Annotated in this window: 10 protein-coding genes and 1 pseudogene; 4 read left to right on the top strand and 7 right to left on the bottom strand. The window is 71.1% G+C overall.

The genetic code is table 11. The features are described 5' to 3' along the window. Positions 1 to 409: 409 nt before the first annotated feature. Both B9S57_RS09140 and B9S57_RS09145 read right to left on the bottom strand, forming a co-directional pair. A complete protein-coding gene (locus tag B9S57_RS09140; RefSeq protein ID WP_103515025.1) occupies positions 410 to 985 on the bottom strand; it encodes a transcriptional regulator in 576 nt (191 codons plus the stop codon). Continuing rightward, complete coding sequence (locus B9S57_RS09145; RefSeq protein ID WP_103515026.1) at positions 985 to 2565, bottom strand: DNA-binding transcriptional regulator; 1581 nt, start codon at positions 2563 to 2565, stop codon at positions 985 to 987. Before B9S57_RS09145 ends, B9S57_RS09140 begins: the two co-directional genes overlap by 1 nt. A gap of 174 nt (positions 2566 to 2739) precedes the next feature. Here B9S57_RS09145 and B9S57_RS09150 point away from each other — a divergent pair, with 174 nt between their 5' ends. After that, a complete protein-coding gene (locus B9S57_RS09150; RefSeq protein WP_103515027.1) occupies positions 2740 to 5358 on the top strand; it encodes a DEAD/DEAH box helicase in 2619 nt (872 codons plus the stop codon). Positions 5359 to 5512: 154 nt separating this feature from the next. Here B9S57_RS09150 and B9S57_RS09155 read toward each other — a convergent pair whose 3' ends face one another. Continuing rightward, the gene (locus B9S57_RS09155; protein ID WP_181011288.1) at positions 5513 to 5995 is read right to left on the bottom strand and encodes a serine protease; all 483 of its coding nucleotides are present in this window, start codon (positions 5993 to 5995) and stop codon (positions 5513 to 5515) included. A 108-nt stretch (positions 5996 to 6103) separates the two neighbouring features. On the opposite strand from B9S57_RS09155, the gene B9S57_RS09160 reads away from it, so the two are divergent. Then, the gene (locus B9S57_RS09160) at positions 6104 to 7294 is read left to right on the top strand and encodes an ISAs1 family transposase (RefSeq protein ID WP_103515029.1); all 1191 of its coding nucleotides are present in this window, start codon (positions 6104 to 6106) and stop codon (positions 7292 to 7294) included. Positions 7295 to 7592: 298 nt separating this feature from the next. On the opposite strand, the gene B9S57_RS09165 is transcribed toward B9S57_RS09160, so the two are convergent. Next, entirely contained in the window at positions 7593 to 8744 is a 1152-nt protein-coding gene (locus B9S57_RS09165) for a glycine amidinotransferase (protein WP_103515030.1), read from the bottom strand. A 301-nt stretch (positions 8745 to 9045) separates the two neighbouring features. Here B9S57_RS09165 and B9S57_RS09170 point away from each other — a divergent pair, with 301 nt between their 5' ends. Beyond that, the gene (locus tag B9S57_RS09170; protein ID WP_103515031.1) at positions 9046 to 10251 is read left to right on the top strand and encodes a cytochrome P450; all 1206 of its coding nucleotides are present in this window, start codon (positions 9046 to 9048) and stop codon (positions 10249 to 10251) included. A 2-nt stretch (positions 10252 to 10253) separates the two neighbouring features. Then, positions 10254 to 10457, top strand: coding sequence for a ferredoxin (locus B9S57_RS09175; RefSeq protein ID WP_103515032.1), 204 nt, complete (start codon positions 10254 to 10256; stop codon positions 10455 to 10457). Between the two features lie 79 nt (positions 10458 to 10536). Here the strand turns inward: B9S57_RS09175 and B9S57_RS09180 are convergent, their stop codons facing one another. The 3 genes and pseudogenes from B9S57_RS09180 to B9S57_RS09190 all read right to left on the bottom strand — a co-directional run bounded on the left by B9S57_RS09180 (position 10537) and on the right by B9S57_RS09190 (position 13857). Next, positions 10537 to 11319 carry a thioesterase II family protein gene (locus tag B9S57_RS09180; protein ID WP_103515033.1) on the bottom strand — a complete coding sequence of 261 codons (783 nt, stop codon included), beginning with the start codon at positions 11317 to 11319 and terminating at the stop codon, positions 10537 to 10539. 229 nt (positions 11320 to 11548) lie between these two features. Then, positions 11549 to 12264 (bottom strand): annotated as a pseudogene (locus tag B9S57_RS09185) (dienelactone hydrolase family protein). A gap of 66 nt (positions 12265 to 12330) precedes the next feature. Continuing rightward, complete coding sequence (locus B9S57_RS09190; protein WP_103515034.1) at positions 12331 to 13857, bottom strand: condensation domain-containing protein; 1527 nt, start codon at positions 13855 to 13857, stop codon at positions 12331 to 12333. Positions 13858 to 15249: the final 1392 nt, after the last annotated feature.

Raw genomic sequence — 15249 nt, forward strand, 5'->3', positions numbered from 1 at the left:
ACGAAGGTGGTCAGCTCCAGGATCCGCGCCCGGTATCCGGCGAGGCGCTCGGCCTCCTCGGGCGTGTAGCCGGGGCTGTCTTCCTTTTCCGGCCGGTAGTCGCTGTGCAGCTGCTTGTCGGCCTTCCACCCGGGCAGGGGCTCCGCCGACCACGGCAGGCTCTGGACGAACAGGTCACGCTCGGCCCGCACCTCGTCGAGGGCGGCTTGGGCGTCGAGACGATCCTGAGGGAAGTCGAAGGCGGGCACCGCAATGCTACGTCTGTTCGAATTATGGATGCGAGTGGCGCACAAGGCGCCACTCGCTGAAAGCACGCAAACGCTGGGGGACGATTCACGGGTCCGACTACCATGCGAGACGCCCCGCCCCCGGCAGCTGCAATGCCGGGGGCGGGGCGTTTGTGCTGGTCTCAGGCGGCCCAGCCGATGGAGGAGACGTTGCTGTAGGCGTCGTAGTCGGAGCCGAGGTCCTCGATGATGTCGTCCCAGACTGCGTCGAGTTCGTCGACGTCGTCGTTCATCCAGGCGTCGACGGCGCGGTCCCAGACGCCGCGCACGTTGATGCTGCGGCTGGACAGGTCCCGCTGGTGCCGGCCGTCGACGCGGGTCTGGTCGACGGGGTTGATCTCGACACGGGTTCCGCGGCCGTGGTTGTTGAGCCGCTTCTTGAGGTCGGCTGCGACGTTGCGGCGGCGGAGGTCCCAGTACGCGGCGTCCAGCCGGGAGCGGTTGGCCTTGTTCGGGGTCCGCTCTTCGGCGAGCCAGGCCATGAGGGTGCGGGGGGAGACGTGGATGCCGGCGCGGTCCATGGCTTCGTATCCGGCGTCGGTCTTGGTGAGGTAGTTCAGGCGGGCGGCGAGGCCGCGTTCGCTGTCGACTGGTGAGGCGATGCCGCTCACCATGCGCTCGATCGCGACGCCCAGGGCGTCGGCACCGGGCAGGCCCCAGGCGTTGAGCGCACCGAGGTCCATCCAGCGGCCGGCCATCAGCGGCCCACCGTGCCCACGCTGTACTCACCCGTGGCCTTGGCGTCGCCGTGCTTGATCTTCATCTGGGCCACGCCCCGGCCCTCGGGGAACACCTTCCGCCAGTCGCCGGTGACGTGGAGTTCGTCGGTGCCCATCATCGCGACGACGTCGAGCCCGGCCTGGTGGGCCTTGTAGGCCTTGCCCCACAGGTTCGCGTACGCCTGGGAGTGGATGATGTGCATCCAGTCCGGGCGCGCCATCTCGCGGTTGTGGATCGACTCCCCCATGGTGCTGATGAACTTGCTGTACATGGCCTTGACGTACTCCAGGGTCAGCGTGTCCTGGTTCTCGATCGCCTCGTCACGGGCGGCGGACAGCAGCTTGCGCAGCGCGTCGAGGAAGTTCTCCGTCGCGCCGGAGGTCCAAGACTCGTGGATGACCGGAGCGTCGGTGAGGCCGTACTTGGGGTCGGCGAGGCGCTGGAGGAGGCGCAGTGTGCTGTTGGTGATCCAGAGGGCGCCGGGTTCGTCGCGGTCGCCGATCGGGTCGGGCAGGTGCGGGTGTGTCCAGGGGGCGGGGGTGATCAGGTGGACTCCGGAGCGCTTCGGCTCGACACCGTCGGTGCCGGTACTGTGCTCGAGTTTCCCGATCGGCAGCCAGCACTTGAGCGCGGACAGGTAGGCGGCGTTGACGTCCAGGGCGGTGACCTTGATGTCGCCGGGGGCGCGCAGGGAGTAGCCGGGGTGGTGGAACTTGGGGCGTGCTTCCCAGATCTGGTCGGGGTCTTTCTTGGACGGCTTCTTCAGGATGTCGGGGAGGGCCGGGTAGGCGGTGTAGTCGTAGCGGCCGGTGGCTCGGGTCTCGTTGAACAGGTGCATGACGTCGGGGATCGCCCGCTTGATCAGCGCCTTCAGTGCCGCTTCCTCGTCCCCGCCGGCCCGCTCGGCTTCCTCGTGGACGGCGCGGCTGATGAGGAGGGTGGTGTCGGCCTGGGCGCGGGCGGCGCTGCGGGCGCGGCGCTCCGGCCGGTTGGGCAGGGGTGCCGGGGTTGGTGAGGCGGGCGCGGGTGCCGCCGGGGCTGCGGCCGGAGTGCTCGGCGCGGTCCCGGTGGTGTGTGGGGCGGCGGCGGGGCTAGCGGGCTGGCACAGGGCGCCGGAGTGCAGGGGGCGGCCGTCGGTGGACTGGTAGGTCGTCTCGATGCCGCAGCGGACGCAGGGGCCGGGGTCGCCCTCGATGGCGTGCCCGTCCGAGCCCCGCAGCGTCTGCGGTGCGGCGGCGAACGCGGGAGGCACCGGGGCCGGATCCGCGGTGTGTTCAGGGGTGGGGTCGGGGGTGGCTGCGGGTGCGGGGGCGGCCGGGCAGATCTCTGCGAGGCCCTTGAGGAGCTTCAGGTACGGCAGACGTCCGGGCGGGGTCGGATCCGAGTGGCCGGTCTCCCAGTTGGCGACCGTGGTGCGCCCGACGCCGACGGCTGCGGCGACCTGGGCGCGGGACAGGTTCGCGGCCTCGCGCAGGCGCTGGCGCTCGGCCGGGGGCGGGATGGAGGCGTTCAACCGGGCCTCTTCGAGGAGCGCTTCCACGCTGTTCTCTTCACTCATGCCGCGACCCTAGCGCATTTGGACGACATCCGGAGCCAAATTGGACGTTCAGTGAACAAGTATTGTGCGAGTGCGCTACGGTCGTCATCAGCACAACGGAACGGCGGGCAGCGAGGCAAGGGCCTCACGCCGGCCAGTGCTTCAGGAACCGCTGGTCGTGAGGGAGTGGTGGGTATGCAGGGTGGTATCTCGCTTCGGCCGCATCAGGTCGAGGCCGTCGACTCGATCATCGAGGGCCTCTCGCTCCCCGTGGACGGCTCCGTGCCCGCCCGGGGGCGGCGCGGACAGGTCCACATGTCCACCGGCTCCGGCAAGACCATCACGGCGGCCTTGGCGGCACTGCGCATGGTCCCGCGCGGGACGGTCGGCGTCCTGGTCCCCACCCTCGATCTCCTGACGCAGACCGTGGAAGCCTGGCGGGCGGTCGGACACCAGGCCCCTGCGGTCGCGGTGTGCAGTCTCGGGGCCGATCCGCTGCTGGACGCGCTCGATGTGCGGTGCACGACCAACCCCACCCAACTCGCCCTGTGGACCGCGCAGGCCGGGCCCATGCTCGTGTTCGCGACGTACGCGAGCCTGTCCCCACAGGGCCTCGTCGACGACCAGGGCGACCCGGAAAACGGCGACGCGGCACCGGGCGTGCTGGAACGCGCGCTGCGCGGCTCCTACGGCCAGACCATGCGCCCCTTCGACCTCCTGGTCGTCGATGAGGCGCACCGCACCTCGGGTGACCTCGGCAAGGCGTGGGCGTCCGTGCACGACCAGGCGCGGATCCCTGCGGAGCGGCGGCTGTACATGACGGCCACCCCCCGCCTGTGGGAGGCATCGCCCGGAAGTGCCGGCGCGGACGAGAGCGGCGGGCGCCTGGTCGCGTCGATGGACGACGTCGATCTGTACGGGCCGGTGCTGTTCGAGTTCGGGCTGATGGAAAGCGTCGAGCGCGGCATCCTGGCCCGGTTCGAGATCGACGTGCTGGAGATCCGGGACCCGCAGGCGCCGGGGCCGGACGCGTCGGTGGAGGAGCGGCGCGGCCGACGGCTCGCCGCGCTGCAAGAGGCGCTGCTCAAGCATGCGGATGAGTCGGGGGTGCGGTCGTTCATGACGTTCCACACCCGGACCCTGGACGCTATGGCATTTGCCCGCGCGCTGCCGGAGACGGCCGCGGAACTCCACGCCACCGACCCCGTCACCTACCCGGGCCGGGTCGGGGCGGAGTGGCTGTGCGGCGAGCACCCCGCCGCGCACCGCCGGGTCGTGCTGGGCAGGTTCGCGGACGGCATCGACGCCGCCGGGTGGGTCACCGACCTCGGAGTCCTGTCCAGCTGCCGGGTGCTCGGTGAGGGCGTCGACATCCGGGGCAAGCGCGGCGTCGGCGCCGTGGTGTTCGCCGACACCCGCAGCTCTCCCGTGGAGATCGTCCAGATCACCGGGCGGGGCCTGCGCCAGGACCCCGGAGAGGGCAAGGTCGCGCGGCTGATCGTGCCGGTCTTCCTGGAGCCGGGAGAGGACCCCTCCGACATGATGGCGTCCTCCAGCTACCGCCCCCTGGTCTCGGTGCTCCAGGGCCTGCGCGCTCATGACGAACGGGCCATCGAGCGCATGGCGCTGAGCACCACCACCGCCCGGGGCCGGGCCACGTCCGTCGTCGCGCTCGATCCGGTCCACGAGGACGACGGCGTCCAGGAGGTCAACGCCGACCACGACATCGAGGCGGCGGCCGGCGCTGAGGGCGCCACGGGCGAGGAGACAGCAGAGGCCGCCGCCCAGGACGGTACGGACGACGAAGCGACCGAGGAGGAGCACCCGGGCGCCGGCGTACCCCTGCTGCGGTTCTCCCTCCCCCGCGATCCCGGTGCGGTCGCCCTGTTCCTGCGCACCCGGGTCCTGCACCCCGACTCCGAGGTCTGGCTCACCGGCTACAACGCCCTGCACCACTGGGTGCGCAAGCACAGCAACGCCCAGGTCCCGCTCGACGCGTCCGTGGAGCTCGGCGAGGACGGCATCACGTATGCGCTGGGCGCATGGGTCAGCGAGCAGCGCCGCGCGTTCCGGCTCGGCACCCTGAAAGCCTGGCGGGCCGATCTCCTGAACGAGGTAGGCATGGTGTGGTCCGTCGCGGACGCCGGATTCTGGCGCAACCTCACCGCGGCCCGGAACTACCACTCGGTGCACGGCAGCCTCGCCGCCCCGAAGGACGCGATGGTGGACGGGGTGGCGGTCGGTCAGTGGCTCGCCAATCTCCGCAAGGCCGGCGGACTCGGCAAGGACCAGGACCGGGCCGCACAGCGGCGGGCCGCGCTGGAGAGCATCGACCCGGACTGGTGCCCCGAGTGGTCCACCGAGTGGCAGCGCCACTACGCCACCGCACGCGCCCTGCTCTCCGAAGAAGGCGGGCTGACCGAGGTCCTGCCAGGCGTGATCGTCCACGGCTGCGACATCGGCGCCTGGATCAACCGCCAGCGCGAGCACACCGTATGGGAGAACCTGCTCCCCGAACAGCGCCAGCGGCTCGAAGACCTCGGGCTGACCCCCCTGCCCCCCGCGCCGGCCAGGAAGAAGGCCGCGACGACGAGCGGGGCATTCGAGCGGGGCATCCTCGCCCTGGAGCAGTACAAGGCCCGCACCGGAAGCCTGACCGTCCCCCGAGCCCACATCGAAACGGTCGTCGTCGACGGCCAGGAACACGCTGTGAAACTCGGGGTATTCCTCACGAACAACAAGACCCGCCGGGCCAAGCTCACCGCCGACAAACTCGCCGTCCTCGCCGCCCTCGGACTGGAATGGGCGGCGTAGGAACCCGGCCCCAGGGATGGAAGGTGGAGCGGTCGCCGCCGCCGCGGGCGGCCAGCTCGCCCTCCTCACCATCCCGATCCGGCTCGCCATCAGCCCCCGAGCACAGCCCGTTTCGATTCCTGAACCGGGGACGCGGGGAACCCGGCCTGGTGGTCTACGGGACGGACAGTGGTCCGGTGGCGGCCGTGATCCACTGGCGGTAGGCGGCCACCCGGGTGTGAATAGTCGGGGAGCTGGTGGCGCACCCGCTGCTGGCGGTGATGACGCCGATGAGGATCGGTCTGCCGTCGGCGTGCTCGACCACCGGGCCGCCGCTGTCGTACTGGCAGGTGTCGCTGCCCGCGGTGTACGTGCACAGCTGGGTGGAGCCGTTCAACTGCGGGTAGGTGGCTCTGCACTCCTTCGGGGGGACCACGCTCAACGGCACCTTCCGCAGTCTGCTCGACACCGGCCCGCCGTACGACGCGCTTCCCCATCCCAGGGCCTCGACGGTCTTGCCCGCGTGCGAGCTGGCGATGGTGTCCAGCTGGATCGGGCGGACGGCATCGTTCAATGTCGCCGGCCGGCGCAGCTTGATCAGCGCGATGTCGTTGAGGTTGGTGCAGGGCCCGAGCGTTCTCGCGTGACGAGACGTCACGCTCGCCCCAAGGTGGACAGGTTGTCTGAGTTGCGGGAGTGGTGAAAACAGAGCACGGCCCCTGATGATCGAGGTGTCTAAGCCGGATCATCACAAGGGCCGTGCCACATGCCATCCTCCCCGATACCCGTCCTCTCACGCCACCTCGGCCAGGAGGTTCTTCCCGAACCGGCCGCCGATCCGGACCGCTATGTCGCCCTTGCCGACTTCCTCGACCGGCTGCCGGATCCGCGCAGGCGCCAGGGCCGGCGTTACCGGCTCGGCGCCCTCCTCTCGCTCTGCTCCGCCGCGGTACTGGCCGGCGCGGTCACACTCGCCGCGATCACCCGCTTCGCCGTCGGCCTCGACCCGGACCTGCACCGTCGACTCGGCCTGACACACGGCGTCCCCCGCTCCTGCACCCTGGGCCGGCTCCTGGCCCGCCTCGACGGCGATGCCCTGGACACAGCCATCGGAACCTGGATGAACCTTCAGCTCAGCGACGACAGCCCGGCACCGGCCTCGGCCAGACCGTCACTGCGGGCCATCGCCGTCGACGGCAAGGCCCTGCGCGGCTCACGCACCGCCACCACAGCCGCGGTCCACCTGGTCGCCGCGCTCGTCCACGGCGAACGCGCCATCGTCGCCCAGCGCCAAGTCTTGACCAAGAGTAACGAAATAACCGCCTTCCGACCCCTCCTGGAGCCTTTGGACCTGCGGGACACGGTGGTCACCTTCGACGCGCTCCACACTCAGCACGACCACGCCCGCTTCCTCGTCGAGGAGAAGAAGGCGCACTACGTGGCCGTGGTGAAGGGCAATCACCCCACCCTCCAGGCCCAGCTGAAGCAACTGCCCTGGCGGGACGTGCCCCTCCTGGACAGAACCCGCGAGCGCGGACACGGCCGCGACGAGATCCGCCGGCTCAAGGCGGCCGCCGTCAACGGCCTGCCTTTCCCCCACGCCGGCCAGGCCCTGCAGATCGTCCGACGCCGCCGTGACCTCCGCACCGGGAAGGTCAGCATCGAGGGCGTCTACGCGGTCACCGACCTGACCATGCACCAGGCCACGGCCCCGCAACTCGCCCAATACGCCCGCGGGCACTGGGAGATCGAGGCACTGCACAACGTCAGGGACACCACGCTCGCCGAGGACGCCTCAAAAATCCACACCGGCAACGCACCCCGCGCGATGGCCACCTTCCGCAACCTCGCCATCGGCCTCGCCCACCTCATCGGCTGGCGCAACCAGGCCGCCGCAGCCGATCACTACAGGTCACACCCCGGTCACGCATTCGACCTCGTTACGCCCACCGGCTGAGAACGCCCGCGCCTTGGGGGACCTCCGAACTCTCTGTACGAAGAGCGAAAACGCCAAAGCAAAAGGCGGAGAACGTACGCGAGTGAGCGGAATTCCCGCACACCGTTCCCCCCGGAAAGAGAAGCGGGACATGTGCGAGCAGTACGCCTCGCGAGCGTCCCACGCTTTCATTCGGCGGGTGCGGCACCATCGGCGAAGGCCGCCGTTACGTCCCCGGGGCGCCCCGCGCCACCGTGTCGCGGTGCACCGGTCTCCCCGTACCGGAGAAACCGGAAATGCCACGGAGTGCGGCGGCCGGTCAGTCGAGGTAGTCCTCGGCCCCGCCCTCGCGCACGGTGTCGAGGGTGAAGCAGTGGAACCCTCCCCCGAAGAGGCGGCGGTGCCGGTGGCGTACCGGCACGACGGTGAACTTCGCCCTCTCCAGGGTCCGGACGAGCTCGGGGCTGGCCTCGTTGACCAGCACCGTCTCCGGATCGACGGACAGCACGTTCAGGTCGATGAAGGGACTGGTCAGGATGAGTGCGTCGTCGTCGTACCGCGGGAAGCCGTTCTGCGTGGGGGTCGGGGCGACGATGCGGTCCCAGCGGCGCAGGGCGGGCGGCAGGGCGTCGGCGACCGCCTCGGAGCGGACGAGCAGCAGGCCGGGGCGCAGGGCCAGCACCATACTGTCGATGTGGCTGTCGCTCAGCCGGTGGACACGGTGGATCCGGAAGCGGCCTTCGAGGTGGCGTTCCAGCCAGGTGACGGCGAGTGCGTGGTTCTCCGTCGAGACGTTCGCGACGATGTCCCGGCCGAGCCGGAGGCACTGCGCCGCGTCGAACATCATCTCCGGGCCGACGTCCCAGGGAGAGGGGCTGGGTTCCGCGATCGGCTCGGTCGGTCCGCCGACGGTCGCGGTCCGCACGTAGGAGAGGTCGAACGAGGCGTCCGTCATCAGCGGGCGGGGCATCGTGGTCCAGCGGCAGCCGCGCCGGAAGTACTCCTGGAACAGCGGTTTCAGCATCTGGGTCTCGAAGTAGCGGGAGCGGATCATCGGGGGTGTCTCGATGATCTCGTCACCGAGGACGAGCGTGTTGTCGCGGATGTTGAGCGGCGGTACGACGGAAGCGGACCAGGCCGGGGTGGTGACCTCGGCGGTTCCGGCGGGCAGCGTGCGGGGGCGGTGGACGGTGACGCCGAGGTCGCGCAGCGTACCGGCGAGGCCTTCGAGGTCCTCGTTCAGTTCGTCCACGTAGCGCCGGGCCACCGGCAGCCGTTGCCGGTCGGCTCCCTCGCTCCGTGAGGAGAGCCGGGGGTAGTACCACTCGGACCGGCCGGGGTTGTCCTGGGCGAGGTTGTCGTGGAAGAAGAGGTCGAACGAGAGCTCCCGCTCGTGCGAGACGTAGTTCTCCGCGGAGCCGACCACGACCTCGCGCAGGCGCGACCACTCGTCGAAACTGTTCAGAAGCATGCAGGGAACCGCCTACTCGTCGGGGTGGCCGGCCGGCCGTGAACTCCACAGAGCTCTCGCCATCGTCACCGCGGCCCGGCCTGCGCCGGTATCAGCGACTTCCGCCGTTACGGCACGGATCTTCTTTTCACATGACTCCGCGGTGAGCGATCGTGCGACATTGAGGTACCGGAGTTGCGGAGGGACTACCGGAAGCAGGCGGCGGAGGAGACATCATCCGGCTGAGGCCCTTTCCGGACCCGCAGCGCTCCGGAATTCCGGGAATGGTCGAATTCGTACTCTCGCGAGATGAGGAAGGGTCATGGGTGACCCGTTGCACACCGTCTCCACACTGCCCGCGGCACGGCGGGCCGGCTGCCCCTTCGACCCTCCGGCGGAGCTGCTCGAAGCCCGGCGGGACGGTCCGCTCAGCCGCTACACCTTCCCCGGCGGTCACCTCGGCTGGCTGGTCACGGGGTACGACCTGATCAGGTCGGTGCTGGCGGACCCCCGGTTCAGTTCGCGGCGGGAGTTCATGCGTCATCCGACCGTCGACTACGGCGGCCTGACGCTGCCGCCGGTGCCGCCGGGTGAGTTCCTCCTCATGGACGACCCGGAGCACAGCCGCTACCGCAAGCCGCTGATGGGGAAGTTCACCGTGCGACGGATGCGGCTGCTTACCGAGCGCGTCGAGCAGATCACCGCCGAACACCTGGACGTCATGGCGGAGTCGGGCCCGCCCACGGATCTGGTGAGCGCGTTCGCCCAGCCCGTCCCGGCCATGATGATCTGTGAACTGCTGGGCGTGCCGCACTCCGACCGGGCCTCCTTCCAGGCGCAGTTCGAGTCCTTCATGGACGCCGAGGCGCAGGAGGAGGACGCCGTCGCCGCCTACACGGAGACCCGGCACCGGCTCGGCGAGCTGGTGGCCGCGAAGCGTGCGCACCCCACCGACGACGTGCTCAGCGAGCTCACCGACAGCGACCTCTCCGACGAGGAACTGCGGGGCATGGCCCTGGTCCTGCTCGCCGCCGGCCTGGACACCACGGCGAACATGCTGGCGCTGGGGACCTTCGCGCTGCTGCGCCACCCGGAGCACCTCGCCACGCTGCGCGCCGACCCCGGGCTCGCCGACCGGGCCGTGGAGGAACTGCTGCGCTACCTCAGCGTCGGCAAGACCTTCATGCGGACGGCACTGGAGGACGTCCGGCTCGGGGACCACACCGTCGAGGCCGGTTCCTCACTCATCCTGTCCTACAACACGGCGAACCGGGACCCCGAGCGCTTCGCCGACCCGCATGTGCTCGACTTCGGGCGGCAGGACGGCGGGCACGTGGCCTTCGGGCACGGGATCCACCAGTGCCTGGGCCAGCAACTGGCGCGTGTCGAGATGCGCGTCGCCTTCCCCGCGCTGGTCAACCGCTTCCCCTCGCTGCGGCTGGCCGTGCCGGCCGGGGACATCGCGCTGCGTACGGAGCTGTCCGACATCCACGGGGTGAAGAGTCTCCCGGTCACCTGGGACGGGTGACCATGCGGATCGAGGTCGACGGCGAACGCTGCATCGGGTCCGGGATGTGCACCCTGACGGCGGGTGAGGTGTTCGACCAGGACGCGGACGACGGCCGGGCCGTCGTCCTGCTTGCCGAACCTCCCGCCGGCCTGCGGGAGGCGGTCCTGGAGGCCGTCGGGCACTGCCCGACCGAGGCGATCAGGCTGCGGGCCTCGGGCGCGTGACACCACCGTGCCGTGCGGAGCGGGGCCGGGGCTGCGTCCGGCCGCCCGTCCCCCGCTCCGTCCGTGCCCGGGCTCCGGCTCACCCCGCCAGGGGCCCGGAGCCGGCGGTGGCGCGCAGGGTGTCGGTGACGAGGGCAGCGATCTCCGGCTCGTGGTCGGTCAGGAAGAAGTGGCCGCCGGAGAAGACCCTCATGTCGAAGGTGCCGGTGGTGTGCTCACCCCAGGCGGACACCTCGTCGAGCCGGACATGGGAGTCCCGGTCCCCCGCGAGGGCCACGATCGGCGTGCCAACCAGGGCGTCGGCGCCGGTGTGGTAGGTCTCAGCAGCACCGTAGTCGGCGCGGATCGCGGGCAGTGCGAGCCGCATCAGCTCGGGCTCGTCGAGGACACGGCTGTCGGTACCTTCGAGCTCCCGGAGCACCTCGACGATGCCGTCGTCGTCGAGGAAGCGCACGCCTCGGTCGCCGGAGACCGACGGGGCGCGTCGGCCCGAGGCGAACAGGGCGCTGGGCGCGGCGGGACCCTCGCGTTCGAGGAGCCGGGCCAGTTCGAAGGCGACGGCGCCGCCCATGCTGTGTCCGAAGAGCGCGAAGGGACGGCCCACGACGCGTGCTCGGAGCTCCGCGAAGGCGCCCCGGGCCATTTCCTGGACGCTTTCGAGGCAGGGCTCGCGCAGCCGGTCCTGACGCCCCGGGTACTGCGCGGCGATGACCTCGATCTCGTCGGGCAGGCGTGCCGACAGCGAGAAGAAGGCCTGCGCGGCCCCTCCGGCGTACGGCAGGCACACCAGGGTCGTCCGGGCCTCCGGGCGCGGGTGGAACGTGCGGAACCACTGGCTCCGGTGCGGAACGGGGGGTGCCATGGTGGGGCTGCTCCTTTCGACTCGGCGGGTCGCCGTACCCGCCGACCTTTTCGGGCCGGGTTCGCCACGGCATCCGTGCATGCCACCGTTACGCGGCCGGTCGGGTCTCTCCCATCCCGCGACCGGACACGGAGGCACGCCCGTGTCCGCCGTCGGCACCGCGCGGACAGACGGCCGGTGGCGGTCCACCGGTCGGGCGCGCGGCCCGGAACCGCGGTCGCTGACCGGTTCACTCCGTTAGGGGCAGGCACTCGGCGAGCAGGGCGACGACGTCGTGCCAGACTCGCTGCGCGTGCTGTGGGTGGTGGCCGACGCCGACGACCACGGGGTGGTCGACCGGCGGGTGGTGGAAGGCGTGCAAGGCGCCGCCGTAGACCGTGAGGCGCCAGTCGACGCCCGCGGCCTGCATCTCGGCGGCGAACGCGTTGCGTTGCTCGGGCGGCATGATCGGGTCTTCCGAGCCGACCCCGGCCCACACCGGGCAGCGAATGCGCGCCGCCTCGCCCGGTCGGCCCGTGGTCAGCGCGTTGACCGTCCCGATCGCACGCAGGTTGACGCCATCACGCCCGAGTTCCAGCGAGACGGCGCCCCCGGTGCCGTATCCGACGGAGGCGATCCGGTCGGGATCGGTCCGCGGTTCGTTGAGCAACACGTCCAGCGCCGCATGGCCGATGCCCCGCATCCGGTCGGGGCCGGCGAGCAGCGGCGTGCAACGCGCCAGCATCTCCTCGGGGACACCCAGATAGCGCCCGCCGTGAAGGTCGAAGGCCAGCGCTACGTACCCCAGCTCGGCGAGCGCGTCGGCTCGACGCCGCTGAGCCCCGTCCCCTCCGGCCCCAGCAGCACCGCGGGCCTGCGGTCGACTCCGGCCGGGAGCGCGAGATGCCCGATCATCGTCAGGCCGTCGGCCGGGTACTCGACCGTGCGCGTGGTAACCGTCGTCATGAGGCGGGACCGCAGTGATCGTCGAGTCCGGTCGGGCCGGTGTTTCCGCTGGCAGAACGGCGGCGACTACTCCCACCCGCCGCCGGCCTCTGCGACCGCCCCCTGCGCGGGTGCCTCGGCGGTCTCAGCGGCCGTCTCCTGCGCGGCCCCCTCGGGGAGCGCCGCCTCGATCGCGGCTGCCTCCATGGCGTAGGCGAACGCCTCTGCCTGCGCGGGCGAGACGTAGTGCGTGTCGACGCGGATCTCGAAGCGCAGACCGCCCTCCGGGGTGTCGTCGACGTGGACGAAGAACCGCTCCGCCTGGGCCTCCTCCCGCGCGAACCAGCGGAAGACGGTGTCCCGGCGGGCCGCCCGGAGCTCCCGCGCCAGCTCCCCCGGGTCTGCCTTCTGTTCGGAGCCGGCCGGCGGGGCGTAGGTGCTGCGGTCGTTGAAGTAGGTCCTGATGTTCGCGTCCTCGCCGCGCTCGATCGAGACCCGCCCGACCAGCTCGTCCAGCGCCTCGGGGTCGAAGTAGGCGTGCCTGTACGCGGTCATGCTGCCCCGCCCGGCCCGCTCGACGACCTCCGCGGCGCTCGCCCCCGCGACGTCGACGGCGCACACGCCCGCCTGCGAGACCATGCAGACCACGTCGGCGAAAACCGCCCGGAAGCGGTTGCTGACCACCGGCCGCACCACCACGGGGCTGATGCCCGTGGCCCGGTACAGACCGACGGCGAACAGGCCCAGCAGGATCCCCGATCCCCCGGTGCCCGTCCGCGCGGTGATCGCCGGCAGCGCCGCCGTCAGGGCCGACGACTGGAAGTGCGCGCGCCAGTGCCGTGGCTCGCGCGGGTCGGTGGGACCGGGCAGTTGCAGCGCGGGCATCGTCCGCAGGACGCCCTCGAAGTGCCGCAGAGCCCGCTCACTCTGCCGCTGCCCTGCGGCGGACCGCTGCCAGCGCGCCTGCTCCAGTTGCTGCATGCCGCTGACCGGCGAGGTGTCCCGGGTCCGCATCTGGCCCAGCATGATCGCGCTGCCGAGGCCGTCGGTGACCAGATGGTGCATGACGGTGACCTGCTGGACCGGACGGCCGTGCCGGCGTACGACCGCGATCCGGACCGGCCACTGCCCGGCGAAGTCGAAGGGCTCGCTGCGGTAGCGTTCCTCGACCGCGGCGGCGACCTCCTGCGGGTCGGTGTCCGGAGCGGCGTCGTACACCTCCAGCGTGACGCGCCCGGTGGAGAAGAGCTGCTGGAGCGCCCGACCTCCCGGGGCGAAGCGCAGCCGGGTGCGCATCGAAGGGAAACGCTCCATCAGATAGCGCAGTTCGGCGGCAAGGTCGTCCAGCGTCGTGCCGGGCTCCACCGCGACCCGTCCTCCGATCGGCAGCTGGCTACGCTGTCGGCCCATCGCTTGCCAGATCTCCCACATCCCCCAGGACATCTCCTCCAGACCCTCGCCCTCGCCGGCGAAGTCCACCGCCACGCGCTCGGCGACGGCGGGCACGACGGGTACCGCCCGCCCGGCGGCCTCTTCGCCGGCGCCCGCAGCGGGATCGGCCTGCCCGGCAGCGCCCACCTCGGCGGCGTCCGCCGCCTCCTCCTCGGTCCGCATCTCACACCCTCGCCGTCTGCGCCCGGTGGCGCTGCCGCAATCAGGAACTTCCGCGCCTTACCCGTCGGCCCGGTGACCAGGTCCGCTTCCGAGATCACGAGCCCGCTGCGCAGCGTCGCCGCAGCGCCCGTCAGGGCGCCCCGCGCCGCGGCCGTACGGCCCAGGTCCGCGTCGGGGTGCAGCGCCCGTCACTGTCCGCCCTCCGACCTGCCTCCGCCGACACCACAGTGCAGTCGTGCATGTCGGGACAGGTGGCGAGGAAGCGCTCCTCGGACATGGTGGTGTACAGCCACTCACCGTCTCCCAGGGCGACGGCGTCCACCGCCCGGTCGACATGGAAGTATTACCCATCCGCGTCGCAGTGCACCAGATCCTCGGTCGAGTTCGGAGGGCGGGCCCTGCTTCCAGGCGGTGTTGTCGCTCAGGCCGGCCTTGGGCCGGTCCCTCATGCCTTGCTCGCCCTCTCGGTCAGCGAGCCGCCTACGGTCTTGGCGGTCCGCGCCGACCAGGGCCCACGAACCAGCCGACTCCCGCGCCCTCGACCCCCGTTCCCCGCCCTCGCCCCCGCCTGCCTTCGCCGGGGCGGGCCGGGCCAGGGGCGTGAGGAGCGGAGCAGTACCGGACGTGCAACCGTTCGGGGCCGGCAGGAGTCCAGCGATCGAAGGTCTGTTTCCTGTGAAGGACAACGTCCGTCTGCCGGCGTCCCACCGAGGGTTCCCTCCATGCCGACACCCCCACGCAACCGTCGCGCCTCCCGCGCCGCCGTCGCCGCTGCCGGCCTGATCGCGATGGCATCTGCTCCAGCGGCCTTCGGCGACGAAGCCGCACCCGAATTGGCCGTTGGAGGCATCGAGCCGATCAGCGGAGTGCAGCCTGGGAACAGCTTCGCTCTGCCGGTCACCGTGGCGAACAAGGGCATAGGTGCCGCCGACAAGGTATGGGTGTCCTACGCCGTCACCCGGGGACTCGACTTCACGGAGATTCCGCCCACTGCCTTTCACAGCAGGTCTGGTCCTACGACGAGATGCCCGAGAGGTGGCTCGCGGTGTGCGCGTTCGACCAGGCGGTGGAGCCGGGCGTCTTCTACACCCCCGAGAAGCCTCTGCGTATCAAGGCACGGGACCGCGCGCTCAACGACCGGCTGCGCGTGCAGGTCGGGGATGTCGATCCCGGAGCGGACGAGAACGGCACGGCGCCGAACTTCTGGTCTTCCCGGACGACCCCGACGGCCTGCCCTACGTCTGGCCGGCCTCGGACCGGGCGCGGTGCCTCACTCTTTCGGAGTGGCACGAGCGGCCGGGGAGGGGGCTGGCTTCGGAGAGGTCGGTTGCGGATTTCTGATCGCTCCTCGCGTTCGAGATCGACCGCGAAAATGCGCTGACGGTAGCTGGG

The organism is Streptomyces sp. SM10, assembly GCF_002910915.1.
GTDB lineage: Bacteria > Actinomycetota > Actinomycetes > Streptomycetales > Streptomycetaceae > Streptomyces.